This window comes from Dactylosporangium sp. McL0621 (assembly GCF_049995355.1).
GTDB lineage: Bacteria > Actinomycetota > Actinomycetes > Mycobacteriales > Micromonosporaceae > Dactylosporangium.
Map to the genome: position 1 here is coordinate 2,712,154 of NZ_CP188259.1, position 25,764 is coordinate 2,737,917.

At 74.5% G+C, this 25,764-nt stretch carries 26 protein-coding genes; 10 read left to right on the top strand and 16 right to left on the bottom strand.

Going from position 1 to position 25,764, the window contains the following annotated elements; all coding sequences use genetic code 11:
- The first annotated feature begins 11 nt into the window (after nt 1-11).
- Together ACPPVO_RS12690 and ACPPVO_RS12695 are read left to right on the top strand one after the other, a co-directional pair.
- Nucleotides 12-806, top strand: coding sequence for an alpha/beta fold hydrolase (locus ACPPVO_RS12690; protein ID WP_426511394.1), 795 nt, complete (start codon nt 12-14; stop codon nt 804-806).
- Nucleotides 799-1,362 carry a TetR/AcrR family transcriptional regulator gene (locus ACPPVO_RS12695; protein ID WP_360377475.1) on the top strand — a complete coding sequence of 188 codons (564 nt, stop codon included), beginning with the start codon at nt 799-801 and terminating at the stop codon, nt 1,360-1,362. Before ACPPVO_RS12690 ends, ACPPVO_RS12695 begins: the two co-directional genes overlap by 8 nt.
- On the opposite strand, the gene ACPPVO_RS12700 is transcribed toward ACPPVO_RS12695, so the two are convergent.
- Nucleotides 1,331-2,146: a hypothetical protein gene (locus ACPPVO_RS12700; RefSeq protein ID WP_426511395.1), complete on the bottom strand. Its 816-nt coding sequence runs from the start codon at nt 2,144-2,146 to the stop codon at nt 1,331-1,333. The genes ACPPVO_RS12695 and ACPPVO_RS12700 overlap by 32 nt on opposite strands.
- A 69-nt stretch (nt 2,147-2,215) precedes the next feature.
- Here ACPPVO_RS12700 and ACPPVO_RS12705 point away from each other — a divergent pair, with 69 nt between their 5' ends.
- Together ACPPVO_RS12705 and ACPPVO_RS12710 are read left to right on the top strand one after the other, a co-directional pair.
- Nucleotides 2,216-2,638, top strand: a complete 423-nt coding sequence (locus tag ACPPVO_RS12705) for a cupin domain-containing protein (protein ID WP_426511396.1) — start codon at nt 2,216-2,218, stop codon at nt 2,636-2,638.
- A gap of 224 nt (nt 2,639-2,862) precedes the next feature.
- Entirely contained in the window at nt 2,863-4,809 is a 1,947-nt protein-coding gene (locus ACPPVO_RS12710) for a discoidin domain-containing protein (RefSeq protein WP_426511397.1), read from the top strand.
- A gap of 191 nt (nt 4,810-5,000) precedes the next feature.
- Here ACPPVO_RS12710 and ACPPVO_RS12715 read toward each other — a convergent pair whose 3' ends face one another.
- The 3 genes from ACPPVO_RS12715 to ACPPVO_RS12725 all read right to left on the bottom strand — a co-directional run bounded on the left by ACPPVO_RS12715 (nt 5,001) and on the right by ACPPVO_RS12725 (nt 7,927).
- Nucleotides 5,001-5,984, bottom strand: a complete 984-nt coding sequence (locus ACPPVO_RS12715) for an RNA polymerase subunit sigma-70 (protein ID WP_426511398.1) — start codon at nt 5,982-5,984, stop codon at nt 5,001-5,003.
- A gap of 68 nt (nt 5,985-6,052) precedes the next feature.
- On the bottom strand, nt 6,053-6,757 hold the full coding sequence (locus ACPPVO_RS12720; RefSeq protein ID WP_426511399.1) for an SDR family oxidoreductase: 705 nt from the start codon (nt 6,755-6,757) through the stop codon (nt 6,053-6,055).
- 33 nt (nt 6,758-6,790) lie between these two features.
- The gene (locus tag ACPPVO_RS12725) at nt 6,791-7,927 is read right to left on the bottom strand and encodes an FAD-dependent monooxygenase (protein WP_426511400.1); all 1,137 of its coding nucleotides are present in this window, start codon (nt 7,925-7,927) and stop codon (nt 6,791-6,793) included.
- A 125-nt stretch (nt 7,928-8,052) separates the two neighbouring features.
- Here ACPPVO_RS12725 and ACPPVO_RS12730 point away from each other — a divergent pair, with 125 nt between their 5' ends.
- Complete coding sequence (locus tag ACPPVO_RS12730; protein ID WP_426511401.1) at nt 8,053-8,421, top strand: ankyrin repeat domain-containing protein; 369 nt, start codon at nt 8,053-8,055, stop codon at nt 8,419-8,421.
- On the opposite strand, the gene ACPPVO_RS12735 is transcribed toward ACPPVO_RS12730, so the two are convergent.
- A complete protein-coding gene (locus ACPPVO_RS12735) occupies nt 8,422-9,195 on the bottom strand; it encodes a helix-turn-helix domain-containing protein (RefSeq protein ID WP_426511402.1) in 774 nt (257 codons plus the stop codon).
- An 85-nt stretch (nt 9,196-9,280) separates the two neighbouring features.
- On the opposite strand from ACPPVO_RS12735, the gene ACPPVO_RS12740 reads away from it, so the two are divergent.
- Complete coding sequence (locus ACPPVO_RS12740; protein ID WP_426511403.1) at nt 9,281-9,688, top strand: hypothetical protein; 408 nt, start codon at nt 9,281-9,283, stop codon at nt 9,686-9,688.
- Here the strand turns inward: ACPPVO_RS12740 and ACPPVO_RS12745 are convergent.
- Nucleotides 9,672-12,572, bottom strand: coding sequence for a BTAD domain-containing putative transcriptional regulator (locus ACPPVO_RS12745; protein WP_426511404.1), 2,901 nt, complete (start codon nt 12,570-12,572; stop codon nt 9,672-9,674). The two genes, ACPPVO_RS12740 and ACPPVO_RS12745, sit on opposite strands and share 17 nt — an antisense overlap.
- A gap of 90 nt (nt 12,573-12,662) precedes the next feature.
- Between ACPPVO_RS12745 and ACPPVO_RS12750 the strand changes: the two genes are divergently transcribed.
- A complete protein-coding gene (locus tag ACPPVO_RS12750; RefSeq protein WP_426511405.1) occupies nt 12,663-14,060 on the top strand; it encodes an FAD-dependent oxidoreductase in 1,398 nt (465 codons plus the stop codon).
- 54 nt (nt 14,061-14,114) lie between these two features.
- On the opposite strand, the gene ACPPVO_RS12755 is transcribed toward ACPPVO_RS12750, so the two are convergent.
- Together ACPPVO_RS12755 and ACPPVO_RS12760 are read right to left on the bottom strand one after the other, a co-directional pair.
- The gene (locus ACPPVO_RS12755) at nt 14,115-14,684 is read right to left on the bottom strand and encodes a hypothetical protein (protein WP_426511406.1); all 570 of its coding nucleotides are present in this window, start codon (nt 14,682-14,684) and stop codon (nt 14,115-14,117) included.
- Nucleotides 14,685-14,942: 258 nt separating this feature from the next.
- Nucleotides 14,943-15,911, bottom strand: a complete 969-nt coding sequence (locus ACPPVO_RS12760; protein ID WP_426511407.1) for a C4-dicarboxylate ABC transporter — start codon at nt 15,909-15,911, stop codon at nt 14,943-14,945.
- A gap of 113 nt (nt 15,912-16,024) precedes the next feature.
- On the opposite strand from ACPPVO_RS12760, the gene ACPPVO_RS12765 reads away from it, so the two are divergent.
- Together ACPPVO_RS12765 and ACPPVO_RS12770 are read left to right on the top strand one after the other, a co-directional pair.
- The gene (locus tag ACPPVO_RS12765; protein WP_426511408.1) at nt 16,025-17,053 is read left to right on the top strand and encodes a LysR substrate-binding domain-containing protein; all 1,029 of its coding nucleotides are present in this window, start codon (nt 16,025-16,027) and stop codon (nt 17,051-17,053) included.
- Nucleotides 17,054-17,162: 109 nt separating this feature from the next.
- The gene (locus ACPPVO_RS12770) at nt 17,163-18,365 is read left to right on the top strand and encodes an MFS transporter (protein WP_426511409.1); all 1,203 of its coding nucleotides are present in this window, start codon (nt 17,163-17,165) and stop codon (nt 18,363-18,365) included.
- A gap of 230 nt (nt 18,366-18,595) precedes the next feature.
- Here the strand turns inward: ACPPVO_RS12770 and ACPPVO_RS12775 are convergent, their stop codons facing one another.
- The 6 genes from ACPPVO_RS12775 to ACPPVO_RS12800 form a co-directional block, all read right to left on the bottom strand.
- Nucleotides 18,596-19,990, bottom strand: a complete 1,395-nt coding sequence (locus ACPPVO_RS12775; RefSeq protein WP_426514618.1) for an MFS transporter — start codon at nt 19,988-19,990, stop codon at nt 18,596-18,598.
- Nucleotides 19,991-20,068: 78 nt separating this feature from the next.
- Nucleotides 20,069-20,842: an alpha/beta fold hydrolase gene (locus tag ACPPVO_RS12780; RefSeq protein ID WP_426511410.1), complete on the bottom strand. Its 774-nt coding sequence runs from the start codon at nt 20,840-20,842 to the stop codon at nt 20,069-20,071.
- A gap of 34 nt (nt 20,843-20,876) precedes the next feature.
- A complete protein-coding gene (locus ACPPVO_RS12785; RefSeq protein ID WP_426511411.1) occupies nt 20,877-21,131 on the bottom strand; it encodes a sigma-70 family RNA polymerase sigma factor in 255 nt (84 codons plus the stop codon).
- 39 nt (nt 21,132-21,170) lie between these two features.
- Nucleotides 21,171-22,340, bottom strand: coding sequence for an RNA polymerase sigma factor (locus tag ACPPVO_RS12790; protein WP_426511412.1), 1,170 nt, complete (start codon nt 22,338-22,340; stop codon nt 21,171-21,173).
- Nucleotides 22,340-22,690: a YciI family protein gene (locus ACPPVO_RS12795; RefSeq protein ID WP_426511413.1), complete on the bottom strand. Its 351-nt coding sequence runs from the start codon at nt 22,688-22,690 to the stop codon at nt 22,340-22,342. Before ACPPVO_RS12795 ends, ACPPVO_RS12790 begins: the two co-directional genes overlap by 1 nt.
- A 65-nt stretch (nt 22,691-22,755) precedes the next feature.
- Nucleotides 22,756-23,166, bottom strand: coding sequence for a DUF2000 family protein (locus tag ACPPVO_RS12800; RefSeq protein ID WP_426511414.1), 411 nt, complete (start codon nt 23,164-23,166; stop codon nt 22,756-22,758).
- 229 nt (nt 23,167-23,395) lie between these two features.
- Between ACPPVO_RS12800 and ACPPVO_RS12805 the strand changes: the two genes are divergently transcribed.
- Entirely contained in the window at nt 23,396-24,067 is a 672-nt protein-coding gene (locus ACPPVO_RS12805; RefSeq protein ID WP_426511415.1) for an AraC family transcriptional regulator, read from the top strand.
- On the opposite strand, the gene ACPPVO_RS12810 is transcribed toward ACPPVO_RS12805, so the two are convergent.
- Entirely contained in the window at nt 24,037-24,375 is a 339-nt protein-coding gene (locus tag ACPPVO_RS12810) for a PadR family transcriptional regulator (RefSeq protein WP_360377538.1), read from the bottom strand. The two genes, ACPPVO_RS12805 and ACPPVO_RS12810, sit on opposite strands and share 31 nt — an antisense overlap.
- A gap of 119 nt (nt 24,376-24,494) precedes the next feature.
- Nucleotides 24,495-25,760, bottom strand: coding sequence for an ArgE/DapE family deacylase (locus ACPPVO_RS12815; RefSeq protein WP_426511416.1), 1,266 nt, complete (start codon nt 25,758-25,760; stop codon nt 24,495-24,497).
- Nucleotides 25,761-25,764 lie beyond the last annotated feature (4 nt).

A 25,764-nucleotide genomic window follows, 5' to 3' on the forward strand; every position in this document is an offset into this window, starting at 1 on the left:
GCTTATTGGCTATGACGCTGAGCTTTGAGCACGAGAACGGGACCATCGCCTACGACGACACCGCCGGCACCGGGCCGCTGGTGCTCTGCCTCCCGGGCATGGGGGTCGACCGGCGCACCTACGCGAAGTTCGTCCCCGAGCTGACCGCGCGCGGCTACCGGGTCGTCACCATGGACCTGCGCGGGCAGGGCGAGACCGACGCGGTGTGGGCCGACTACTCGCCCGAGGCCGTCGCCCGGGACGCGATCGCGCTGCTGCGGCGGCTCCAGGCCGGCCCCGCGGTCCTGTTCACCAACTCCTACACCGGGGCGAGCGCGGTCTGGGCCGCCGCCGAGGCGCCCGAACTGTTCCGGGCGATCGTGCTCTCCGACCCGTTCGCGCGGGTGATGCCCCGGCCCAACGTGTTCATGCGTGCCGCCATCGCCGCGGTGAGCCGGTTCCGGCCGCTGTGGATCGCGTACTGGGCCTCGCTGTACAAGACGAAGAAGGCGGACCCGGCCGAGAAGCGCGCGCTGTCGGCCTCGCTCAAGGAGCCCGGGCGCATGGCGGCCCTGCGCGCGATGATGGCGGCCGACACGGACGTGTGCGCGGCCCGCACCGGCGAGGTCACCACGCCTGCGCTGGTCGTCATGGGCAGCAAGGACCCCGACTTCCCGGACCCGGCGGCCGAGGCGCGGCTCATGGCCGAGCGGCTGCACGGGCAGGTCTCGATGATCGACGGCGCCGGGCACTACCCGCACTCGGAGATGCCGGCGGAGACGGCCGCGGCCGTGGCCGAGTTCGTGCGGGAGCGTGTCGGTGCCTAGGGCCGGGCTCAGCCCCGCCGCCGTCGTCGACGCGGCCCTGCGGGTGCTCGACGACGGCGGGCCGGAGGCGCTGACGCTGGCCGCCGTGGCGGGGGTGTGCGGGGTGGCGACGCCGTCGCTGTACAAGCACGTCGCCGGCCTCGCCGAGCTGCGGGCCCTGCTGCGGATCCGCATCCTCGACGAGTTCACCGCCGAGGCGACCGCGGCCATGCTCGGTCGCAGTGGCGACGACGCGCTCGAGGCGCTCGCGGACGTCTACGACGCCTTCGTCACCCGGCACCCGAACCGCTACGCGCTCGTGCCGCAGCGCGCGGACCCCGACCCGGGCGTGACGGCGGCCGCCGACCGCTTCCTCGCCGTGGTCTTCGCCGTGTTCAAGGGCTACGACCTCACCGACGACCAGGTGGTGCACGCGACCCGCGTGCTGCGGGCCGCGCTGCACGGGTTCGCCGTGCTGCACCCCGGGTTCCAGATGGGCCAGGACGTCGCGGTGACCCGAAGGGTGTTGGTGGAAACGCTGAAGGCTATTCGTGTGGCAGCAGGAAACGCCAGTTGAGCTGGGCGCGCCGGCCGTCCGGGAGCCGGAACACCGGCCACTGCGCGGAGTCCGGGCGCGGCACGGCCCGCATGAGGGCCCGGGCCCGGCGGTCGCGCAGGTCGGTCTGCACCAGGAACTCGTCCTTGCGGAAGCGGGGCACCGGCACGCCGGCGGGCCACGGCGGCACCGGGGCCGAGGCGGGCTGGGCCGCGTCGAGCAGGACCGCGATCATGCGCACCGCGTCGGGCGCGAACGCCGTGCCGGTGCGGTTCACCCGGTCGCGCAGCTGGGTGCAGTGGTCGAGCAGCGAGTACGCCGGCGTCGGGTCGGCCCGGTCCCGCCGCGTCTCCTCGAGCCCCTCGAACTGCAGGCTGAACCGGCGCCCGTTGGTGCGCGCGGTGAACACCGTCGACGGTACGTCCGCGATGATCGGGGCGCCGGCGCGGCGGCGGGCGTTGGCCGGGTCGCGCAGGACCGTTGTCGCGTGGTTGCGCAGCGAGCGCAGCTCGCCGGGGCCGATCCGCAGCCGCTTCGCCGCGTCGGCGATGCCGGGGACCCGCAGGCGCGCCCGCTGCTCGTCGCGCAGCTGCCGGAGCACGCCGTCGTCGTAGGCGACCAGCCGCGGCGCCCGCAGCGCGCTCCAGCCCGCCGGGACGAACCCGCCGGCGAGCTCCCAGGTGAACATCGGCCGCGCCCCGCGGCCCGCCTCGGGGTCGTCGGCGGCGATCGCGGCGGCCGCGCCCCCGACCGCGGTCGTGACGCCGACGGCGCCGGCGGCAAGCAGCAGGCTCCTGCGGTTCATTCGAACTCCCTTCGTTACCCGCCTTAACGACAAATCGGGCAAAAGGCGTCGGCGGTACAGTGCGGGGGTATGAGCGATCACTGGCACGCCCCGCTGCGGCACATCCGCGGCGCCGAGCTCGGCGGCGACACCGGCCAGACGCCGGGGATGACCCGGCTGGAGGCGATCTCGGGCACGACCGTCGGCTCGGAGAAGCTCTGGATGGGCCGCACCCACGTCGCCCCGGCCACCAACTCCGGCGACCACCACCACGGCGAGGCCGAGACCGCCATCTACGTCGTGTCGGGCCACCCGGTCTTCGTCTTCGCCGACGGCGACGAGGAGATCCGGCTGGAGGCCGGCCCGGGCGACTACATCTTCGTACCGCCCTACGCCCCGCACCGCGAGGAGAACCCGGGCGCCGAGGAGGCCGTCGTGGTCATCGCCCGCAGCAGCCAGGAGGGCGTCGTCGTCAACCTGCCGAGCCTGTGGGTGCCGGTCGAACGACCCTGAAGTCGTAAATTTGCGATCGACACATCGAAGTATTGCGGTACAGGCGCGACTGCTGGCAGGATTCCACGCCAGAAGCCGACAATGGTCAGCGCCGCCAACCGCGCGTCCCCACCCGCGTGAGCTGCTCAGTGCCGGTGAACGGGCCCCGCCCAGGCCCGTTTTCCGCCCTGCCCCGACACGAGCCGCCCTCCGCCGTGTCCCGGGGTGACACCCGAGGAGTCCACATGGGAGTTTCCCGCCGCGCCGTCATCGCCACATCGCTCGCCGGGGCCGCCGCCGGCGCGCTGCCGATCGCCACCGAGGCGCAGGCCGTGAGCCCGCCCGGCGACGTGGTCGGCAAGGTCACCGTCGGCTACCAGGGCTGGTTCGCCTGCCCCGGCGACGGCGCCCCGATCAACGGCTGGTGGCACTACAGCCCGAACTGGTCGCAGGCCCCGGCCCCGGGCGCGTGCTCGATCACCTGCTGGCCCGACCTGCGCGACTTCACGAAGGGGTACCGCACCAACTTCGCCAACCTCGGCAACGGCCAGCCGGCGAACCTCTTCTCCTCCTACGACCAGCAGACCGTCGACACGCACTTCCGCTGGATGCAGCAGAACGGCTGCGACACCGCGGGCCTGCAGCGCTTCAACCCCAACGGCGGCGAGGGCGCGACCCGCGACGCGATGGCCCAGAAGGTACGCCAGGCGGCGGAGGCGTACGGCCGCAAGTTCTACATCATGTACGACGTCACGTGGTGGCTGAACATGCAGGGCGAGATCAAGACCGACTGGACGAGCAAGATGTCCGCGCACACCGCCTCGCCCGCGTACGCCCGCCAGAACGGCAAGCCCGTCGTGTGCATCTGGGGCTTCGGCTTCAACGACGACGGCCGCCCGTTCGCCCCGGCCGCGTGCCTCGACGTCATCAACTGGTTCAAGGGCCAGGGCTGCTACGTCATCGGCGGGGTACCGACGCACTGGCGGCTCGGCACCGACGACTCGCGCGCCGGGTACCTCGACGTGTACCACGCCTTCGACATGGTCTCGCCGTGGATGGTCGGCCGGATCAGCGACAACGCCGGCGCTGACTGGTTCTACCAGAACCGCGTGCTGCCCGACCTCGCCGACCTCGACGGCCGCGGCATCGACTACCAGCCGTGCGTCATCCCCGGCGACCTCGCGGCCGGGCACCGCCACCACGGCGAGCTCATGTGGCGGCAGTTCTACAACCACACCCGCGCGGGCGTGAAGAGCGTGTACATCTCCATGTTCGACGAGTTCAACGAGGGCAACCAGATCGCCAAGACCGCCGAGAGCGCGGCCTGGCAGCCCACCAACTCCGGCATGCGGGCCCTCGACGAGGACGGCACGCCGTGCTCGTCGGACTACTACCTGCGACTCACCAGCGACGGTGGCCGGATGCTCAAGGGCCAGGTCGCGCTGACCGCGACGCGGTTCACGGTTCCGTTCCCGACCGGGCCGGACCAGACCGCGCCGTCGGTCCCCGGCAGCCTGCGCGTCACGGGCACCACGGACACGACGGCGGCGCTCGCCTGGAACGCCGCCACCGACAACGTCGGCGTCGCCGGCTACCGCGTCAGCCGGGGCGGCACGGTCATCGGTACCACCACCACGCTGGCCTTCACCGCGACGGGCCTGACCGCCTCGACGGCGTACACCTTCACCGTCGCCGCCTTCGACGCGGCCGGTAACGCCTCCGGCGCCTCGAACGCGGTCACCGCGACGACCGCGGCCCCGCCGAACAACACCACGAACCTGGCCGCGGGCCGCCCGACGGCGGAGAGCAGCCACACCCAGGTGTACGGCAGCGGCAACGCGGTCGACGGCAACACCGGCACCTACTGGGAGAGCGTGAACAACGCCTGGCCGCAGTGGCTCCAGGTCGACCTGGGCAGCGCGGTCGCCACCCGCCGGGTCGTGCTGACCCTGCCGCCCCAGTCGTCGTGGGCGACGCGCACCCAGACGCTGTCGGTGAGCGGCAGCACCGACGGCGGGAGCTTCTCGACGATCGTGGGCTCGGCCGGGTACACCTTCAATCCCGCCACCGGCAACACGGTCACCATCACCTTCCCGTCCGCGGTGACCACCCGCTACCTGCGGCTGACCTTCACCGCCAACACCGGCTGGCCGGCCGGGCAGGTCTCGGAGCTGCGCGTGTACAACGGGTGAAAGACGTCCGTGCGCCGGTCACCGCCGAAGGCCGGCGCACGGACCCTGTTCTTCGCGCTTCGCTCCCCACCGGGGGAGCTCCGCTCCACCCAGGCCCCCTCCCACACGTCGGTCGCCGTCCGGGGGCGTAGGGGCCGGGTTCGTTTGGCTTGCGGCCTTCACGGACCGCACCACCTCCGGGCCTCATCTGGTCAGAGGCGGCGGGGCAGGCCGAAGTACGGCAGCACGGTGTTGTCGATGAAGCGGGTGAAGACGGACACGCGCTCGCCCTCCATCGTCAGGACCAGGATGCCCAGCGCGTGCCCGACCGGGTCGCCGTCGTCGGAGACGTAGCAGCCGAACGCCGGCTGCCAGTGCGCCCCGGCCGGGACGAGGCGGTACCGGCGCCGGCCGTCGAGCAGGCCCACGTGCCGGATGAACGCGCCGATCGCCGCGCGGCCCTGGTACTCCAGCGGCGCCGGCGGCATCGTCAGCCATGCGTCGTCGGTGAGCAGGCCGACCATCGCGTCCACGTCGCCGTCCTGCATGGCGTCGGCGAAGCGGGACGCGGCGGCGACCTGGCGCGGCGACGGCGGGGCCGCCCCAGCCCGCGGCAGCTCGGCCGCGCGGGCGCGCTTGAGCAGGGCGTTTGCCGCGTCCTCGGTCAGGTCCAGCATCCCGGCGGCCTCGGCCGCGCGGTAGCCGAGCACGTCGCGCAGCAGCAGCACGGCCCGCTGCCGCGGCGGCAGGTACTGCACGGCGGTGACGAAGGCGAGCGACACCGCCTCGCGGCGCTCGTACCGCGCCTCGGGCCCCGGCGTGTCGTCGGGCAGCCCCTCCAGCAGCGCGTCGGGGATGGGCTGCAGCCAGATCGGCTCCACGGTGCGGGTCGGCGCCGGCACGTCGTCGCCGGGGCCGAACCCGGGCTCCGGGCGCGGCCGGCGTTGCCCGTCCCGCAGCCAGTTCAGGCAGCGGTTGGTCGCGATCCGGTACAGCCACGTGCGCACGGAGGCCCGCCCGGCGAACGAGCCGAGGCCCCGCCACGCCGCGGTCAGCGTCTCCTGCAGCACGTCCTCGGCGTCCTGGACGGAGCCGAGCATGCGGTAGCAGTGGACGTACAACTCCCGCCGGAACGGCTCGACCAGCTCGCCGAACGCCTTGTCGTCGCCCGCCTGGGCCCGGGACAGAAGACTCATCACGACCATGCTGACACCGGACCCGCCGGAATGTGGTCACCGAGGGGTCCCCGTCATGGCCGCCGAGGTTACTCGATCTTCGTCAGCCCCGCGGCCGACACCGAGTAGGCGCCCGCCGCCGCGGCCGGGTCGGCCAGAACCTCGAGCACGGCCGCGCCGGCGACCTCCGGGGTCACCACCGCGCCGAGCCGCTCCCGGAAGGCCGCCACGGTGATGCCCTCCCGCGCCGCGTAGGCGGCCGCGCCCACGTCGCCGACGCCGGTGCCGGGGGACAGGCCCGGCAGCAGCGCCACGAACCGGAGGCCGAGGCCGAGCCGGGCGGCCTCGTCGTCGGCGTACCGCGCCACGAAGCGCACCATCGCCTTCGCCCCCGCGTAGCCCCCGCTGCGCGGCGACCCGCCCAGCGCCGCCCCGCTCGACATGAGCACGACGACGCCGCCGGGCGCCAGCGGGGCCCGCAGCGCGGCCCGGGTCCACTCGAACGCCTGGCGCACATCGACCTCCCACGGCGTCGAGAACGACTCCCACGTCTGCTCGTGCACCGGCCGCGGGTCGGGCAGCACCCCCGCGTTGAGCACCAGCACCGACGGCGCCCGCTCGGCGATGACGCGCTCGGCGAGCCCCGGCCCGGCCGCGTCGGCGACGATGTCGGCGCCCGGCCCGCGGGCGATGGTGACGGTGTCGTACCCGGCCTTCGCGAGCGCCTCCGCGATGCCCAGCCCGAGCCCGCGCGTGCCGCCGGTCACCACGGCGGTCTGTCCAAGTGTCTGCATGCCGGTACTGACCCGCGCCGGCCCCGAAAGTGGTCAGTACCGCTTCAGGTCGATGCCGGTCGCGAACTTGTCCGTCATCTTCAGCATGAGCCCGAGCAGCCACGACGAGCGGAACATCCAGTTGCGCAGCGCGATCCGGCTCCGGCTCCCCGGCGCCAGGAACGGCCCGGCGCTGCCCTGCTTCGACACCTTCGCGTACCCCCGGAACGCCGCCTCGTAGGCCGCGAACGCCGCCCGGTGGTCCCCGCCCGCGGCCTTGAGCTCGCCGGCGAGCACGTACGCGCCGACGACCGCCAGCCCGGTGCCGAAGCCGCCGAGGGTGTTGCCGTACGCGGCGTCGCCGAGGAGCACGACGCGCCCCTTCGCGTACGCCGGCACCTCGGACCGGCTGATCGAGTCCAGGTACACGTCGTCGGCGCCGTCGAGCCCATCGAGCAGCTCGGGGATGCGCCATTTCCCGCCGCGGTACGCCGTCCGGATGATCGCCTTCGCGGCCTCGGGGTCATAGCGGTCGTACCGCAGCTCCGGCGACCGGAACACGAGGAACGCGGGCGACTTGGGCCCGCCGAACGCGACCATCCGGCCCGGCTCGTTGTACATCACGGCGTCGCCGTCGTCGGGCAGCCCGACGAGCGCGTAGTAGTGCCCGAGAAACTTGACGTAGTCCGCCTCGGGCCCGAACGCGAGCCGCCGCACGTTGGAGTGGATGCCGTCGGCCCCGACGACGATGTCGAACGTGCGCGGCGCGCCGCTGGCGAACGTGACGTGTACCTTCTCGCCGACCTCGGTCAGCGACGTGACGGAGTCGCCGAAGACGTACTCGCACCGCGCGGCCGTCTTGTCGTACAGCAGCGCGGACAGGTCCCCGCGGGTGATCTCGATCTCGCCGCCGGTGAACTCGCCGGGAATGACCGCGAGCGCCTTGCCGTTCGCGTCGACGATCGTCTGGTCGTGCCCGCCGGTCTGCCGCGCCAGCACGTCGTCGAGCAGCCCCATGCGCTCGAGCACCGTGCGGTGCGTAGCCCCCTTGAAGTCGACCGCCTGCCCCCCGGGCCGGAGCGCGGGCGCCCGCTCGACGACGGTGACGTCGCAGCCGTACCGAGCGAGCCAGAACGCGAGCGCGGGCCCGGCGATGCTGGCGCCGGAGATGAGAACCGTGGTGTGCTTCATGCCGTCGACGGTCGCGCCGAGCCCTGACAGTTCACGACCAGTCCGCTGACAGTGTCCCTGGCTCGCTGCGCGATAGGGTGGGCGCAATGAATCGACGTCGGCGTAAGAAGTTGCAGGACCGTCTCATGAGTGTCGTGGCGTGGGGGGATGCTCGTCAGGTCGGTGCGCTGCTGCGCGCCGGGGCCGATCCCGGGCTTCCCGACCGGCACGGCAGCACGCCGCTCTACCGGGCCGGCGTTCAGGGGCGCGCCGACAACGTGCGCGTGCTCGTCGCCGCCGGGGCCGATCCGAATGCGGAGAGCGGTACCGGCGAGGAGGGCCTGCCGCTGTGCGGGGCCGCGTGCTGGGGTCACGACGACGCCGTGCGGGCTCTGCTGGACGGTGGCGCCGACGCGGGCCGGCGCGAGGACCGCGGCGAGGGCTACACCGCGGCGGAGTGGGCCGCCGCCGGTGGGCACCAGTCCACGATCGCGCTGCTGGAAGCAGCGCGGTAGCTATTCGGCCAGGCCCGCCAGGGCCGCGGCCGTGGGGGCGTCGGCGGGCAGGAACGCCTCCAGGCGCAGCTCGGCGATTGTCACGTCCACGGCGGTGCCGAAGTGGGTCAGCGTCGTGATGAGGCGCAGCTCGCCGTGGCCGTGGCGCAGGCGCAGCGGTACCGCGAAACCGAGATGCCGCGGCCCGGGCGCCGGGGGTCGCGGTGGGGCCAGGGCGGCGAGCTCGGTGGCCAGGGTGCGCAGGCGCTCGTCGGGGTTGCGCACGGCCTCGGCGCGGACGCGGTCGACGACGTGCCAGGCCCACTCGTCGAGGTTGACGATGCGCGGGGCGAGGCCGCCTGGGTGCAGCAGGAGGCGCGGGACGCTCACCGGCGGGGTGAGCAGGGCCGGGTCGGCGCCGCGGGTCAGGGCGCGGAAGGCGGCGTTGCCGGACACGAGGTCGCCGTGGCGGTCGACGACCACGGCCGGGTACGGCAGGTGGCCGCGCAGCACGTGCTCCAGGGCGGCGCGGACCGGGGCGAGCTCCGGGCCGTCGAGGGGGCTGCGGGCGTACGCCGGCGCGAACCCGGCCGCGAGCAGCAGGTCGTTGCGCTCCCGGATCGGCACCTCCAGCGACTCCGCGAGCCGGATGACCATGCCCCGGCCCGGGGCCGAGCGGCCGCTCTCCAGGAAGCTGAGGTGCCGCTGGGTGGTGCCGGCGCGCACCGCGAGCTCCAGCTGGCTGACCCGGCGCCGGGTACGCCACTCCCGCAGCGCCCCGCCGAACGTCTCCATGCTCCGTTTCTAACCGGTCCGGGGCCGCCCGGCGATACCCTGCGGGGAATTGCCGCGCCGCACCGGGCGCCGCAGGGTCGTCGGCATGGACATCATCGACCGGTACGTCGCACTGTGGAACGAGCCCGACCCGCACCGCCGCCGGGAGGCCGTGCGCGAGCTGTGGGCGCGCGATGCGGTACACGTGCTGCAGCCCCCGGCCGAGCTGCGCGCGGTCGCCGCGGGCCTCGGCTTCGACCGGCCCGTGCTGGAGGCCCGCGGCCACGAGGCGCTGGAGCGGCGGGTGACCCGCGCCTACGAGGAGTTCGTCGCGCCGGGCGCGTTCGCGTTCCGGGCCCGCGGCGACGGCGAGCGGCTGCGCGACGTGGTGAAGTTCCGCTGGGAGATGGTGCCCACGGCCGGCGGCGACGTCGCGGGCGTGGGCCTGGAGGTGCTGCTGCTCGACCCGGACGGACGCATCGCCGCCGACTACCAGTTCATTGAGCAGCCCTGAGCCCATCGGCGTAGGCGCGAGCGAACCCGTCGGCGCCCAACGCCTCGGTCGCGGCCACGGCGGTGCGGGCCACGTCCGGGTCCGACGCCACCGCGGTGCCGCGCAGGGCCGCCGCGCGCCCCAGCAGGCGCGCCGCCTCCGCCGCGGCGCCCGTCAGCGCCGCGTGGCCGGCCCGGCCCTCGATCACGTCGGCCAGGTTCGCCGCGAACGGCGCCAGCTGGGCGGCCGACCACGCCTCCTCGTGCATCCGGGCGGCGTCGGCGAGGCGGTCCCCGGCCTCGGCCAGGCGGGCGTGGGCGGTCAGGATGCTGCCGCGGATGTACACGGTGCCCGGGTTTCCCGGCCGCGTCTCGTCCAGCGCGCGGCGAAGGTACACGGCGGCCGCGGAGAGGTCGCCGCGGTGCCGGGCCACCTCGGCCAGCCCGAGTTCGGCGGCCGGCGACCCGGTGGCGCGGCGGAAATCGGCCTCGGCCGCGGCCAGGTCGCCCTGGCGGACGTGGTCGTGGCCGCGGCGGCACAGCACGTCGGCCGCCTCCTGCACGGCGCCGAGCTCGTCGAGGGCGGTCAGCGCCGCCGCCCACCGCTCGTGCGCGAGGGCGTGGTCGCCGTGCCAGGAGGCGACGTGCGCGAGCCAGTCGAGGCCCTGCGCCATGCCCCAGCGCTCGCCGAGCGCGCGGAACTGGGCCAGCACATCGAGCAGCCCGGCCTCGTCGGGGTGCCCGCCGAGGACGTCGAGCAGCGCCATGCCGAGGTCCTGCAGCGCCCGGTTCCACGGATCGCCGGTGAGGATCACCGGCGACGGTTCGGGCCCGGCCCCCGGCACCCGCACCATCCCCCACACCGCGGCCCCGAACGGGTACCGCAGCGGCCGATCCAGCGCCGCCATCACCTCCCCGGCGCGCTCCCGATGCGCCGGCGACGCGAGGGCCTCGGCATGCACGACGCAGCTGACGTACTCCTCCTCGAGCCCCTCGATCGGCCCGTCCAGCAGCGCCGCCGCGATCGGCGTGACCTCCCGGCGCCGGCCCGCCAGCCACCAGTACGCGGCCAGCGCGGCGACGAGCCGCATGGCGGTGGCCCGGTCGGCGGCCGCGGACCGGCGCAGCGCGGCCATGAGGTTCTCGTGGTCGGCGCCGAGCGTGGCGAGCCAGGTGAGCTGCTCGGCCCGGCGCAGGTGGGGGTCGGCCTCCCGGGCGAGCGCGAGGAAGTGCTCGGCGTGGGCGCGCTCCAGCCGCTCCCGCTCCGGCGGGGCGAGCCGGTCCCGGCAGAAGAGCAGGATCGTTTCGAGCATCCGGTACCGCCCGCCGCTCGCCACGAGCAGCGACCGGTCGGCGAGATCGGCCAGCACGGCCTCGTCGACGCCGCAGACCGCGACGGCCGCCGGGCGGGTGGCGCCGCCGGCGAACACGGAGAGCCGGGCCGCGGCCGTGCGCTCCTCGTCGCCGAGCAGCCGCCAGCTCCAGTCCACGACGGCGTGCAGCGTGCGGTGCCGGTCGGCGGCGGTGCGGTCGCCGCGGGAGAGCAGCGCGAAGTGCTCGTGCTGCGCGAGCCGGGCGGCCAGCTCGCCGACGTCGAGCTGGCGGAGCCGGGCGGCGGCCAGCTCGATGGCGAGCGGCAGCCCGTCGACGAGCGAGCAGATCCCGGCCACGGCCGCGGCGTTGCCGGCGTCGACCGTGAAGCCCGGGCGCACGGCCGCGGCCCGCTCGGCGAACAGCGCGGCGGCGAGGCCGGCAGGGAGCGGCCCGACCGGCACGAGGACCTCCCCGGTGAGCCCCAGCGGCTCCCGGCTGGTGGCGAGGACGGCGAGGCGCGGGCAGGCGGCGAGCAGCTCCCGCACGAGGGCCGCGGTGGCGTCGAGGGCCTGTTCGCAGTTGTCGAGCACGAGCAGCAGCTCCTGCCCGGCCAGGGCGCCGGCGATGAGCTCGACGGGGTCCGGGGCGGCGCTCGGGGCCAGCCCGCCGTCGCGCAGTCCGAGCGCGGCCGCGACCGCGAGCGGGGCCGGCGCCGCCGAAAGGTCCGCGAAGCAGGCCTCCCGGGGGTCGCGCCGCGCGGCCTCGACGGCGAGCCGGGTCTTGCCCGCGCCGCCGGGCCCGACCAGCGTGACCAGCCGGGCGTCCCGCGACCCGGCGAGCCGGTCCAGCTCCGCGCTCCGCCCGACGATCCGGGTGATCGGCGCGGGCGGCCCCCGTCGGACCGGAGCCGACGGTTCGGGCCGCAACAGCCGCAGGTGTACCGCACTGAGCTCGGCCGAAGGATCGGTCCCGAGCTCCTCGGCGAGCAGCCGCCGCCCCTCGTCGAACACCTCGAGCGCCTCGGCGGTGCGGCCGGCGGCGTGCAGGGCCCGCATCAGCTGGGCGCGCAGCCGCTCCCGGAACGGGTGCTCGGCCACGAGGCCGCGCAACGGCCCGACCGGCGTCCCCTCGGCCAGCCCGAGCTCGGCCTCGACGAGGTCCTCGACGGCCGCGAGCCGGGCCTCCTCCAGCGGCACCGCCGGCGCCCCGTCGGCCAGGTCGGCGAGGGCGGCCCCGCGCCAGAGGGCGAGCGCCTCCCGGAGCACGACCGCGGCGCCCCGGCCGTCCCCGGCAGCGAGCCGCTGCCGCCCCTCCCGCGCGAGCCGGCCGAACCGGTGCGCGTCGACGTCGTCGGCGTCGACGGCGATGCGGTACCCGCCGCCGGCGAACTCGACGGGCAGCACCTTGCGGAGCCGGGAGACCTGGGCCTGCAGCGCGTTGGGGCTCTCGGAGCCGAGCCGCTCGGCGGGCACGACGTGCCCGGCTTCGAGCAGGAGCCGGACGAGCAGCGCCCGCGGCTTGGGCCCCCCGACCGGGACGACGGTTCCGTCGTCGTCGAGGACCTCCAGCGGCCCCAGGATGCCAAAGCGCATTGACGCATTCTCGTCCAGGGCCCGCGGCGGAGGCGGCGGGAGTACGACTCCATTGATCACCCACGCAGTGAAACATTTAACATCAACAACATGGCACCGTCAGCATCACAGCAGTTCTCCCAGATCAGCACCCCTGAGCCGCCGGGTCCGCCGCGCGTCCTGATGAAACAGGCGGTGGTCCTCGGCGGCAGCGTGGCCGGCCTGATGGCGGCCCGGGTCCTGAGCGACCACGCCGAGCGGGTGCTCATCGTCGAACGCGACCCGACCGAGGTCGAGGGACCTCGCCCCGGCGTACCGCAGGGCACCCAGGTCCACGCGCTGCTGCCGGCCGGTCAGACGCAGCTGGACCGCTGGTTCCCCGGCTTCAGCGAGGGCGCGGTCGCGGCCGGCGCCCCGGACTACGGGCGCAGCGACGGCCGGGTGTACATCAACAACCAGCTCCGCGAGGTGGCCGACCCGCCGCCGACGCGCCCGATCCTCATCACCACGCGGCCGTTCCTGGAGTCGCAGGTGCGCCGCCGCGTGCTGGAACTGCCGAACGTGACGATGGTGTACGGCCGGGCCGAGAACCTGGTCTTCACCGAGTCCGCGGTGCGCGGCGTGCGGTACGTGCCCGATGGGGCCGAGGAGCCGCAGGAGATCGCGGCCGACCTCGTCGTCGACGCGATGGGGCGCTCGAGCCGGCTCAACGACTGGCTGGAGGAGCACGGCTGGCCGCGGGCGCCGATGCAGCGGATGCCCATCAAGCTCAACTACGCCTCGGCGCTGTTCGAGCGCGACGAGTCGGTGAGCGACACCTGGGTCGTCATCACCCAGGAGACGCCAGGGGCCGGCCGGATCCCGCGGATCGGCGGGGTGCTCTCGGTCGAGAACGACCGCTGGCTCATGCTCGTCGCCGGGTACGACGAGGACCGCCCGTCCCGCGACGCCGAGGAGTACGCCGAGCGCTGCCGCAAGTACTTCCCGTCGATGTTCGGCGACATCGCCGAGCGCGGGCGGATGATCGGCGGGGTCATCACGTACCACCAGGCCGACAGCCGCCGCCGGGACTTCCACACGCTGGAGCGGCTGCCCGCGGGGCTGGTCGCGGCCGGGGACGCGGTGGCGTCGTTCAACCCCGTGTACGGGCAGGGGATGACGTCGGCGGCGCTGCACGCGTCGTGCCTGTCGGCCTGGCTGCAGACCGGGCCCGACGTCACCACGACGCCCGCGCGGCCCTACTTCGACAAGGTCCGCGTCATCGTCGACGCCGCGTGGCAGGTGTCGACCTTCGCCGACCTGGGTCTGCCGCACATCACGGCGGGGCAGCCGCGGGGGTACCGGATGATCCGCTGGGCGAGTGATCTGCTGCTGCGCGCGTCAATGACCGACGAGCCGACCTGCCGGCGCCTCAACAGCGTGACGGCGATGGAGCAGCACCCGGCCGCCCTGGCCAAGCCGGGCGTCGTGCTGCGGGCCCTGCGCCTGCGGCTGCAGGGCCGGATCTGAGCACAGCCGGACGGGGCGCGGCCGCGAAGGCCACGCCCCGTCCCGGAGCCCGGTTTACAGGCCGAGCAGGCCCAGCAGAGCCAGGATCTGGTTGAGCAGCTGCGAGATCTGGGCGAAGACGCCGACGCCGTCGAGCAGGCCGGCGATGCCGCAGACCAGATTGCCCAGCAGGTTGCCGGCGCCCGGGACCGCGGTGATGTTCAGGTGCACGCGGTCGAGGTGCACGACGAGGCCGAGCAGGTCGAGGTCCAGCGGGGCGAGGTTCAGGTCGAGAACCTGGCACCCGACGGCCGGGTTGATGTCGTTGACCGCGAACGTCTGGGGCTGCGAGACGTTCTGCACGGCGCCGGTCGAGTCCGTCAGCTGCCCGGCGAGCACGCCGGTGGCGTTGACGTGGTCACCGGCGTCGCTGAACTGCGACGGGGTGAACGTGCCGTTGAACGTGCCCGCGCCACCCTGCGCGTCCGTGAAGGTTCCGGTCACCGTGGAGGTGAGCGTGCCCACCGCGTTTTGGGCCTGAGCGGGCGCCGCGTTCGCGGCGGGCGACCCGACCAGGGAGAGTGCGATCATCGCGATGACGAGCGTCACTGCTCCGAGAGCGGTCCGGATCCGGGGCTTGTTCATTGATCCTCCTCGTTGTGTTCGGTTACCCCTTTCGGATTGCCGGGAGAGAAGCGGACAAACTGGTTCGATCTGTGTGCAGAGGCACAGGCAATCATCAATCGATCATGTTGCGCCCCAGGCCAGCGGCTTGATCAGCCGTTGACCCGGCCCCGCTCGACCCACGCCGGCCGGGCCGCCTCGCCGCGGGCGGCCAGCTGCAGATGCTGGCCGTCACCGGCGACCGGAACCACGACACCGCGACCGGGCAGCGCGTCGGCATCACCGGCCCGTGGCGCTCGGGACAGCGCTGAGCCGCGGCCGCCGCCGGACGAACGTCCGCGCGGCGACCGTTCCCCAGGCGGCCACCAGCAGCACGTAGAGCGCGACCGCCAGGGTTTCGAGCATGGGCGAGCCGGTCTGGACGGCCAGGCCGGCCGCGCCCGTGACGCAGGTGCCGACCGGGAACGTGAACGCCCACCAGGCCGGCGTGAACGGCAGGCCCCCGTCGCCGCGGGCGGTGCGCAGGGTCACGGCCGCGGCGAAGGCGAGCCACAGCAGCGCGAAGCCGAGCGTGGGCACGCCGTAGAGCAGCGCGAACACCTCGGTGCCGCGGGCGTACTCGGGCGCCAGGACGTCCCGGGCGGCCCCGGCGAGCGCGTGCGCGGCGGTCACCGACTGGCCGAGCGGACCGAGGACGATCCACAGCGTGGGCACCGTCGCCGGCTCGCCCGGGCCGTGGTGCAGCAGGCGGCCCCAGAGCTGGGCGATGATCGCGACGGCCGCGAAGAGGCTGACGCCGAAGAGCGCGTAGCAGCACAGCAGGGCATCGGGGCGTACCGCCGCCGGAAGATGGGCAATGAGCGGCGCTCCGGTGGCCGCGGACACCATCGGGGGCACCACCGGCATCAGCCACGCGCCGGTGACGACGGCGTCGCGGCGGGCGGTCAGCAGCAGCGGCACGGCGACGGCGGTCACGAGGCCGAGCACCGTGCCCGTCAGCCACAGCGCGAGGGCGACCGCGGGCAGCGGCGTGAACAGCAGCGTCCCCGCGCCGACGGTCATGGCGGCCATCGGCAGCGCGCCCAGCACCGGCGCGGTCGCCGGGTCGATCCGCCGCCCGACCGCGCCGGCGACGGCCCGGACCAGCAGCGCGGACGCCAGCACCCACACGACGGCCGCGGCCGCGCGCAGCCCCGGCACGTGCCCGGGGAGCGCCACGGCGGCGTTGGCGACGATGCCGGTACCCATGACCGCACTGAAATCGCCCGGCCGCAACGGTCCTCTGTCCATGCGATCGAATCTGCCGGTCGCGGCCGGGGTCCGGTAGCCGTCCCGTGCTTGTGAGGTCATAGTCTCCGGTTATGCCTCTGCCGCCCACGGTGACCGACCTGACCAGCTTCGACCTGCTGCTGTCGGTGGCCCGCCTCGGCTCCGTCGGGCGCGCCGCGGTCGCACACGGAATGTCCCAGCCGGCCGCCAGCGCCCGGCTGCGGCAGCTGGAGCGGCGCCTCGGCGTGACGCTGCTCGACCGCGGGCCACGGGGCTCGTCGCTGACCGAGACCGGCGCGCTCATCGCCGACTGGGCGCGGGTGGCGGTCGACGCCGCCGACGCGCTCGCGGCCGGGATCGCGGCCCTGCGCGCGTCGCGGCACAGCCGGCTGACCGTCGCGGCGAGCCAGACGGTCGCCGAGTACCTGCTGCCGGCCTGGCTCGTCGCGCTGCACGCCGGCAGCCCCGGGCTGTCGGTGACGCTGCGGGCGCTGAACTCGGCGGACGTGGCGGCGCGGGTCCTGGCCGGGGAGGCGGACCTCGGCTTCGTCGAGGCGCCGGCGGTGCCGGCCGGGCTCGACGCCGCTCCCGTCGGGGCCGACCGGCTCACGGTGATCGTGGCGCCGGGGCATCCGTGGGCGCGGCGGCGGCGCGGGATCACCGCCGCCGAGCTGGCCGCGACGCCGCTGGTGTCGCGGGAGGCCGGCTCGGGGACGCGGGGCGCGCTGGAGGCGGCTCTGGCCGCGGCGCCGCCGGTGTCGCGGGAGGCCGGCTCGGGGACGCGGGGCGCGCTGGAGGCGGCCCTGCCCGCGGCGCCGCCGGTGTCGCGGGAGGCCGGCTCGGGAACGCGGGGCGCGCTGGAGGCGGCCCTGCCCGCGGCCGCGCCCGCGCCGCTGCTGGAGCTGTCGTCGACGACGGCCATCAAGCACGCGGTCGCGGCGGGCAACGCGCCGGGGGTGGTCAGCTCCCTCGCGATCGTGGCCGAGCTCGCGGCGGGGACGCTGGTGGCGGTACCGGCGGCGGACGTGCCGCTGCAGCGGCGCCTGCACGCCGTCTGGCCCGCGGGACGCCAGCTCACCGGCCCGGCCCGCGACCTGCTGGCCATCGCCCGGCGCCGCTGAGGGCCGCCCCGACGATCCGGTGGTCCGGCGCCCGGATTGGCCGTGTCGCTTTTTTCGCGACTCGTATTTAAGTGCTGCGCCGGTGCTCCCGGCGGGGTAGCGTGCGCTGATGTCGGTTCGGCTGCGCCGTGCCCGGGTCGCCGGGTGTCTGCTGTTCCTGCTCTTCGGCGGGGCCCTCGGGGCGTGGACGGCCCGGGTACCCGCGATCAAGCACGGCCTCGGGCTGGACGACTGGCGGCTCAGCGTCGCGCTGCTCGGGCTGGCCGCCGGCGCGATCGCGGGGCAGCTCGGCGCGGGGCGGCTCGTGGACCGCTTCGGCAGCGTGCGGGTCGCCGGCCCGACGGCGCTGCTTGAGGGGGTGCTGCTCCTGCCGGCCGCGTACGCGCCGTCGCTCGCGTTGCTCACCGTCGCGCTGCTCGTGTTCGGCGTCAACCACGGCATCCTCAACGTGTCGATGAACGCCAACGCGCTGGGGCTGCAGCGCGCGTACGGCCGGCCGATCATCTCCTCGTTCCACGCCGTCTACAGCATCGGCGGCTTCGCCGGGGCGGCCCTCGGCGGGCTGTGCGCGCACCTGGGCTGGTCCCCGCGCGGCACGTTCCTGCTGGTCGGCGCGCTCACCGTGGTCCTCGCGGCCTGGGCGCTGCGCTGGATCGCCCCCGAGCCCCCGGCGCCCGAGACCGCCGCCGCGCCCACCGGCCGCCTCGACGGGGTCTACCTGCTGGGCGCGCTCGCCTTCTGCGCCCTGGTCGGCGAGGGGGCCGCGGCCGACTGGAGCGCCGTGTACCTGCGCGACAACCTGGGGGGCACCGCCGGCTTCGCGGCCGCCGGGTACGCGGCCTTCGCGATCGCCATGACCGCCGGCCGCCTGGTCGGCGACCGCCTCACGGTGCTGCTCGGGCCCGTGCGCCTGGTCCGCCTCGGCGGCCTGGTCGCGGCGGCCGGGCTGGGCGCGGCGCTGCTGGTCGACGACCGGTACGCCGGCGTGGTGGGCTTCGCCGGGCTGGGCGCCGGCCTGTCGTGCGTGGCGCCGCAGGTCTTCTCGGCCGCGACCGCGCGCAACCCGGGCCAGCCGGCGCGGGCGTTGTCGGTCGCGGTGAGCATGGGCTACGCCGGCTTCCTGGCGGGCCCGGTCCTGATCGGCGCGGCCACGCAGGCGGTGCCGCTGCCGGTGGCCCTGGCCCTGCCCGCGCTGCTGGCCCTGCTGGTGGCCGCGAGCGCCGCCGCCGTCCGCGCTCCGGCCCCCGTCCCGCGCGACGAGGACCGCGACGAGCCCCACGACCGGCGCCCCGAGCCGGACGTCGCCGCCTGACGCCCGGCCGCCGAGGACGATCCCGCCGACGAAGCCGATTCGCGGCGCGCGGTCACGAGGTGGCCGATTCGCGCACCATCGCGGCGACGGTGCCGCGGCGAGGCGGCGTGCGGTCATGAGGAGGCGGGCGAGGCGGCGTGCGGTCGTGAGGAAGCGGGCGAGTCGGCGCGCGGTGACGGGAGGTCGATTCGCGGCGCGCGGTCACGGGGAAGCCGCGGGGCGGCGCGCGGTCACGAGGAAGCCGATTTGCGGCGCGCGGCGAGTACGTCTGTCGTGGCGGCGGCCAAGGCGACCGCGACGAAGCCGATCGTCACCAGCAGCGAGGCCTGGAACGCCAGGTTCCAGTTGCCGCCGTGGTGGGCGAGGCGGTTGAAGAACACGGCCCCGACCGCCGCGATCCCGATCGCGGTGCCGATGCGCTGGCCGGTCTGCAGCACCGCGGCCGCGCTGCCCGCTCGCTCGACCGGGACCTCGGCCAGGGTCAGCGTCTGGTTGGGGCTGATCACGAACCCGCTGCCGATGCCCGCGACCAGCAGCGGCAGCGCGGTGGCGAAGCCGGCGCCGTGGCCGGGCACGAGGTGCAGGGCCAGGACCGTGGCGCCCAGGCCGGCGCCGACGAGGACCAGGCCCGCGACGACGAGCGGGCGCCCGAGCCGGTTCACCGTCCGCCCCCCGACGGCCGCGGCGATCGCCGATCCGAGCGCGAACGGCGTGATGGCGAGCCCCGCCTCCAGCGCCGAGTAGTGCAGCCCGCTCTGCAGCAGCAGCGTGTACGTGAAGAAGATGGAGGTGAACCCGCCGAAGTAGAACAGGCCCACGAGCGCGCCGAGCCCGTACGAGCGCACCCGGAACAGCGACAGGTCGACGAGGGCGGTGCCCCGCCGCGCGAAGCGGTACTCCCAGGCGACGAACCCCGCCAGCACCCCGAGCGCGGCCACGACCAGCAGCCACTTGGCGGAGCCGGCCCACTCCCGCTCCTCGACCAGCGGCAGCAGCAACAGCACGACCCCGGCCCCGAGCAGCAGCACCCCGACCGGATCGAGCGGCTCCCGCGCCGGCGACGAGGGCGCCGGCGAAGCGGGCCGGGCCGGAATCCAGCGCGCCGCCAGCACGATCGCGATGATCCCGATCGGCAGGTTGATGTAGAAGATCCACCGCCACCCCTCGGCCGCCCCGAAGAACTGGATCAGCAGCCCGCCGAGCAGCGGCCCGACCGCGGTCGACACCCCGATCGTGGCCCCGAGCAGCCCGAACGGCCGCCCCCGCTCGGCCGGCGCGAAGAGCTGCTGGATGAGCCCGGAGACCTGCGGGTTGACCACGCCGGCCGCGGCGCCCTGCACCAGCCGGGCGACGATGAGGAAGAGCGCCCCGGTGGCCAGCCCGGCGGCCGCGCTGGCCAGCGTGAAGGCGGCCAGCCCGGCGATGAACACGTTGCGCCGCCCGCGCGCGTCGCCGAACCGCCCGGCCGGCACGAGCAGCAGCCCGAACGTCAGCGCGTAGCCGGACAGCACCCACTGCAGGCCGCCCGCGCTCAGCGCGAGGCTCTGCTTGATGGAGGGCAGCGCGACGTTGACGATGCTGACATCGAGCAGCGTCATGAACCCGGCGACCAGCACGACGCTGATCGCCCGCCACCGGCCGGGAGAGGAGCGATCCACCGCCTGCCCGTGCCCGGCGGTGGCAGTCGCAAACCCATCGGCGCGCTACACGGCGCCCACCCGCTCGAGCCACTCGGCCAGCAGCGCCCCGAACAGCACGGGCTGCTCGAACTGCAGGTTGTGCCCGGCCAGGTCGAGCACCGCGAACGTGGCCCGGGGGTAGTGCTCGAGCAACGGATACTGGTCGGCGAACCCGGTGGAGCTGTCCTGCCGGCCGGTGAGGATCAGCGACGGCCGCTCGAACGGCGGACCCGACTCCGGCGGCGTCGACAGCACCCACCGCTGCCGGATCCGGGCCATGGCGCCGAGATCGGCCGCCTCCACCCCGGGCTGCACGTCGGCCCGGTAGTGCTCCAGCGTGGCGGCGGTGCGCACCACCGCCATCTCCAGGAAGTCCGGGTCGGCGGACTCCAGGCCGGGCTCGGCCCGCAGCGTCACGTGCGCGGGCACGGTCCGCTCGGCGTGCTCCACCGCCGTCCCGATCGGGCAGATGAGGGCCAGCCCCAGCACCTGCGACGGCCGGAGCCGCGCCAGCGCCCGGGCCATGTAGCCGCCGTAGGACTCCCCGATGAGCAGGAACGGCGCCGACCCGATCCGCTCGTCGACGAACCGGTCGAGCGCGGCCAGCACGTCGTCGGAGGAGTCGACGCCCGGCGGCGCCGGGGTGCGCCCCATGCCCGGAAGGTCCGGATACAGCCGCCGATAGCCGGGCACCCGCTCGAACACGGGCTCCAGACAGCCGAGCATCAGCCGATGGTCCGGCGTCCACCCGTGCACCGCCAGCACATCGACCCCGGCCCCACGCTCCACGAAGTACATGCCCGCATCCTGACATCCGGGTACGACAAAAAACTCAGAGCCCGGCCCGTGCGGCGTGCGTGCGCAGCGTGGCCAGGGCGCGCGCGGACTGGCTCTTCACGGTGCCGGTACTGCAGCCGAGCGCCCGCGCGGTCTGCTCGATCGACAGGTCGCAGACGTACCGCAGCACGAGCACGGCCCGCCGGCGCGGCGGGAGCCGGTTGAGCAGGTCGTGCACGGGCAGCCGCTCGACGATCGAGTCCGGCGCGGCCCCGGGCGGTAACTGGAGGAGCAGGGGAGTCGTGTCCATGAGGGCACGATGGTCAACGGTGCTGACGTACCGCTGAAATCAGGTTGATGTGAGCAACCGCCGCGACTCCAGATGGGCGCGCGCCGGCGGGGCGAGGTCGAGCGCCAGCGCGGCGTCGAAGGCGGCCCGGGCCTCGGCCGGGCGGCCCAGGCGCAGGAGCAGCTCGGCGCGGGTCGCGTGCCACCACGGGTACGACCCGAGGGCGGTGATCGCCTCGACCAGGGGCAGCGCCGCCGCGGGCCCGTCGCGTTCGGCGACCGCCGCCGCCCGGTTGAGCCGCGCGACGGGGGTGTCGTGGACGGTGAGCAGCACGTCGTACCAGGAGATCACCGCGCCCCACCCGGTCCGGTCGTACGACGGGGAGAGCGCGTGGCAGGCGGCGATCGCGGCCTGCACGGCGTAGCGGTCGGGCCGGTCCGGACTTCGGCGCAGGGCGGTGCCGAGCACGGTCACGCCCTCGCGGATCGCGGCCCGGTCCCAGCGCGAGCGGTCCTGGTCGGCGAGCAGCACCGGGTCGCCGGCGGGGGAGAGCCGGGCGTCGCGGCGGGAGTCCTGCAACAGCAGCAGCGCGAGCAGGCCGAGCGCCGCCGGCTCGTCGGGCATGAGCCGGGCCAGCAGCCGGGCCAGCCGGATCGCCTCGCCGACCAGCAGCGGGGCGCCGTTCGTGTACCCCTCGTTGAAGATCAGGTACACCGTCGCCGCGACCCCGTGCAGCCGCGCGGGCAGCTCGGCGCCGGGCGGGACACGGTACGGTATCCGCGCCTGTTGGATCTTCTGCTTGGCCCTGGTCAGGCGCTTGGCCACGGTCGCCTCGGGCACGAGCAGCGCCCGGGCCACGTCCGCCGTCGACAGGCCGCCCAGGGTCCGCAGGGCGAGCACGACCTGCGCCTCGACGGCCAGGGCCGGGTGGCAGCACATGAAGATCAGGCTGAGCAGGTCGGTGTTCTCGGCGACGTCGATCTCGAAGGACGCCTCCTTGACCGGGCGCAGGGCCTCGCGGCGCATGATGTCGATCGCGCGGCGCCGCGCGGCCACGATGAGCCAGGCCCGGGGGTTGTCCGGAATGCCGGCCGCGGGCCAGGTGAGCAGCGCCTTCTCCAGGGCGTCCTGGGTGGCGTCCTCGGCGAGGTCGAGGCGGCCGGTACCGCGGACGAGGGCGGCCAGCACGACCGCGCCCTCGTCCCGCACGATCCGGGCGAGCTCGTCCACTACCGGTTGAAGACGATCACCGGCCGGATCTCGACCGCGCCGTTCCACGCGGCCGGCATCCGGGCCGCGACCGCCACGGCCTCGTCGAGGTCGGCGCAGTCGAGCAGGTAGAAGCCGGTCAGGGCCTCCTTCGTCTCCGCGTACGGCCCGTCGGTGGCCAGCACGTCGCCGCCCTTGCCGCCCTGGACGCGCACGGTGGTGGCGGTGGCGGTCGGGTACAGCGCGTGGCCGCCCTTGATCACCGTGGCCGCGGCCTTGGCGAACGCGTTGTACTCGAGCATCTCCGCGGCCTGGTCGGGGTGGCTCCAGTCGACGTCGGCGGTGTAGGTGAACGCGGCGTACATCGGCATGGTCTGCTCCTTCGCGAGTCGTCATCCACCCTAAGGACGAACGGCGCCCGGCCCGGAAGGACACCTCAGCCGTGCAGTCTTGCGCCCTTGACGATGCGGTCGACGGCGTTCTTCGGGCCGTGTACCGCGAGCCCGGCCAGGTGCAGGTCGGCCCGGGCCACCTTGCGCACCGCGGCCCGGTTGTCCTCGTCGTTGCCGGTCGCGAAGAGGTCCTGGGTGAAGATCGCGCAGGCCACGCCCCGCTCCACGGCCCGGGCGTGGGCGGCCTTGAGGACCGTCCCGTCGCCCGCGAAGACCAGGACCGGCTGGCCCAGCATCGGCAGGTACTTCGTGCCGTCGGCGTCCTCGTAGTCCTCGCCCAGCAGGCCGGGGTCGGTGCCCGCCACGCCCGAGACGACGAAGGCCGTGACGTTCAGCGCCTGCCAGGCCGGCAGGTCGTCGCGGAGCAGGACGGCGATCTTGGTGGGAAAGGTCATGGTGACAGCCTGGACATCTCCGGGCCCGGTGACTTGTACGTTGTTCACATGGAGGCCGTCACGGCCTGGCGGCCTCGGGTGCCGGGGGTCGCCGAGGTCTTTCACGCGCACTTCGTCGAGCACGCGTACCCGGTGCACGTCCACGACGCGTGGACGCTGCTCATCGTGGATTCCGGGGCGATCCAGTTCGACCTGGACCGCCATCACCGGGGCCGTCGCCGGGTCCACCGTGACGCTGCTGCCGCCTTTCGTGCCGCACGACGGCCGGGCGGCCACGCATTCCGGGTTCCACAAGCGGGTGTTGTACCTCGATTCCTCGGTATTGGCGCCGGGCCTCGCGGGGGCCGCCGTCGACGAGCCCGACATGCGCGATCCGGTACTGCGGCGGCGGATCGACCAACTGCATCTGGTGCTCGACCGGCCGGGGGAGGAGTTCGAGGCCGAAAGCCGGTTGGCGCTGATTCAGGACCGGCTCCGGCAGCATCTGGACCGGCATTTCCGGGAGGATTCGGCGCCGCCCCGGCGCGTCGCCGACGAACTGCGCCAGCTGCTGGACTCGCGGCTGGCGACGGGCATCACGCTGCAGGAAGCCGGGCTACTGCTGGGTAGCCATCCGGGGCACCTGGTCCGCAGTTTCGGCGCCGCGTTCGGGCTGCCCCCGCACCGGTACATCCTGAGCCGGCGCATTGAGCGGGCCCGCGCGCTATTACTTACTGGATTGAAGCCGGCCGATGTCGCGGCCGAGGTCGGCTTTCACGACCAGGCGCATCTGCACCGCCATTTCAAGCGCCATGTCGGCGTAACGCCCGGGGTCTTCGCAAACGGGCGGAGCCCCGCCGGGAACGGCGGGGCGGTCCGCGAGCGGATGCATTACGCGGCGGCTCCGCCGGTCGACAGGTGAAGCCGTTTGTCGGCGGCCGCGGCGTTCCGGTGCAGCCGGACCGTCTCGGCGCTGAGCAGATCCCGGCCGATTCCGGTCAGGCGGTAGTAGCGCCGCAGCCGGGACGCGACCACCTCTTCGCGGTCCACCTCGATCAAGCCGTCGGCCCGCAGGCGGTCCAGGATGCCGTACAGGGTGCCGGCCTGCAGGCGTACCCGCCCCTCCGATATGCGCCTTACGTCGTCCAGGATGCTGTAGCCGTGTTGTGACTCGGCGGCCAGGGCGGTCAGGACCAGGAACGTCGGTTCGCGTAACGGTAAGCCAGTCATACCCATCACTATATGAAGACCATCGATATATGCAATCAACCGATCGGATGGCCGGTCCGCGTTTTAGTTAACTGTCCTAACAGCTGCCGGTCAATGGCTGACGACCCTCGAATATTGAACTACGGTGCGTCACCCTCCGCAAGCGCTAGGTGCACGAGAGTCTCGGCGCAGGCGTTGACCTGGTCCAGGGAGACCCGTTCGTCGGGGCAGTGGCCGTAGCCGACGCCGGGGCCGAACTGCACCGCGGGGACGCCCGCTCCGGTGAGAAGGCGCAGGTCGGAGCCGTACGGGGCGCCCACCACCGCCGGTGCCCGGCCCGTGATCCGCTCATGGGTCCGCACCACCCGCTGGACGAGGTCAGTACCGTCGGGGCAGCGGCCGGACGCGAACTGGCCGCCCCACCACTCGACCGTCACCGGGTGCTCCTTGAGCCACGGATCCCCGGCGCAGGCCTCGGCCACAGTGCGCTCGAACTCGGTGCGGGCGGTCTCCACGGGTTCGTCCAGGGCGACGCCGAAGCGGCCCTCGGCCACCAGGAGGTCGGGCACCGTCGAGGCCCAGTCGCCGGCCCGGACCGTGCCGACCTCGAGCGGGTAGGCGATGTCCCAGCGGCGCATCATCGGGTCGACCGCGCGGTTGCGGTTCGCCTCCAGGGCGCGCAGCACCGGGAAGATCAGCTGGAACTTCTCGACCGCGCTCACCCCGGAGGTCCGCGCGCAGGCGTGTGCGGCCAGGCCGGGCACGCGCAGGCGGAAGGTCAGCGCGCCGCCGTTCGCGGCCAGCACGTCCAGCGCCGTGGGCTCGGTGATCACGCAGGCGTCGGCCCGCCAGCCGCGGTCGAGGGTGGCGTACGTGCCCAGGCCGCCGTCCTCCTCGCCGATCACCGCGGCCAGCAGCAGGTCGCCGCGCGGGCGGGTGCCGGTGCGGTGCAGGGCCAGGAGTGCCTGGAGGGCCGCGACGAAGCCGCCCTTCATGTCGCAGGCGCCGCGGCCGTAGGCGTGGCCGTCGCGGATGTCGCCCGACCACGGGGAGCTCGTCCAGGTGCCGGGGTCGCCGGGGGGTACCACGTCCAGGTGACCGTTGAACATCAGGGACCGGGCGCCGGGGTCGGTGCCGGGGATGCGGGCGACCAGGCCCCAGGCCTCGGCGCGCTCGACCTCCATGCCGGGGAAGTCGGCGCGGGCGGCCAGCTCGGCGACCGGCACGGGCCAGAGGTCGCAGTCGACACCTTCGGCGCGCAGGAGGGCGGCGACGTGGTGGACGATCTCGCTTTCGGCGGCGGTACCGCCGACACTGGGAATCCGGATCAGGTCGGTCAGGGTGCGGGTGGCCTCGGCGCGGGCGTCGCGCAGGGCGTCGAGGGCCGGCTGTACTGCATGGTTCACGAGG

Coding starts and splice junctions, on each gene's coding strand:
- ACPPVO_RS12690 (WP_426511394.1), top strand. CDS start 12: ATGACGCTGAGCTTTGAGCACGAGAACGGGACCATCGCCTACGACGAC.
- ACPPVO_RS12700 (WP_426511395.1), bottom strand. CDS start 2,146: ATGAACCGCAGGAGCCTGCTGCTTGCCGCCGGCGCCGTCGGCGTCACG.
- ACPPVO_RS12705 (WP_426511396.1), top strand. CDS start 2,216: ATGAGCGATCACTGGCACGCCCCGCTGCGGCACATCCGCGGCGCCGAG.
- ACPPVO_RS12710 (WP_426511397.1), top strand. CDS start 2,863: ATGGGAGTTTCCCGCCGCGCCGTCATCGCCACATCGCTCGCCGGGGCC.
- ACPPVO_RS12715 (WP_426511398.1), bottom strand. CDS start 5,984: ATGAGTCTTCTGTCCCGGGCCCAGGCGGGCGACGACAAGGCGTTCGGC.
- ACPPVO_RS12720 (WP_426511399.1), bottom strand. CDS start 6,757: ATGCAGACACTTGGACAGACCGCCGTGGTGACCGGCGGCACGCGCGGG.
- ACPPVO_RS12725 (WP_426511400.1), bottom strand. CDS start 7,927: ATGAAGCACACCACGGTTCTCATCTCCGGCGCCAGCATCGCCGGGCCC.
- ACPPVO_RS12730 (WP_426511401.1), top strand. CDS start 8,053: ATGAGTGTCGTGGCGTGGGGGGATGCTCGTCAGGTCGGTGCGCTGCTG.
- ACPPVO_RS12735 (WP_426511402.1), bottom strand. CDS start 9,195: ATGGAGACGTTCGGCGGGGCGCTGCGGGAGTGGCGTACCCGGCGCCGG.
- ACPPVO_RS12740 (WP_426511403.1), top strand. CDS start 9,281: ATGGACATCATCGACCGGTACGTCGCACTGTGGAACGAGCCCGACCCG.
- ACPPVO_RS12745 (WP_426511404.1), bottom strand. CDS start 12,572: ATGCGCTTTGGCATCCTGGGGCCGCTGGAGGTCCTCGACGACGACGGA.
- ACPPVO_RS12750 (WP_426511405.1), top strand. CDS start 12,663: ATGGCACCGTCAGCATCACAGCAGTTCTCCCAGATCAGCACCCCTGAG.
- ACPPVO_RS12755 (WP_426511406.1), bottom strand. CDS start 14,684: ATGAACAAGCCCCGGATCCGGACCGCTCTCGGAGCAGTGACGCTCGTC.
- ACPPVO_RS12760 (WP_426511407.1), bottom strand. CDS start 15,911: ATGGGTACCGGCATCGTCGCCAACGCCGCCGTGGCGCTCCCCGGGCAC.
- ACPPVO_RS12765 (WP_426511408.1), top strand. CDS start 16,025: ATGCCTCTGCCGCCCACGGTGACCGACCTGACCAGCTTCGACCTGCTG.
- ACPPVO_RS12770 (WP_426511409.1), top strand. CDS start 17,163: ATGTCGGTTCGGCTGCGCCGTGCCCGGGTCGCCGGGTGTCTGCTGTTC.
- ACPPVO_RS12780 (WP_426511410.1), bottom strand. CDS start 20,842: ATGTACTTCGTGGAGCGTGGGGCCGGGGTCGATGTGCTGGCGGTGCAC.
- ACPPVO_RS12785 (WP_426511411.1), bottom strand. CDS start 21,131: ATGGACACGACTCCCCTGCTCCTCCAGTTACCGCCCGGGGCCGCGCCG.
- ACPPVO_RS12795 (WP_426511413.1), bottom strand. CDS start 22,690: ATGCCGATGTACGCCGCGTTCACCTACACCGCCGACGTCGACTGGAGC.
- ACPPVO_RS12800 (WP_426511414.1), bottom strand. CDS start 23,166: ATGACCTTTCCCACCAAGATCGCCGTCCTGCTCCGCGACGACCTGCCG.
- ACPPVO_RS12810 (WP_360377538.1), bottom strand. CDS start 24,375: ATGACTGGCTTACCGTTACGCGAACCGACGTTCCTGGTCCTGACCGCC.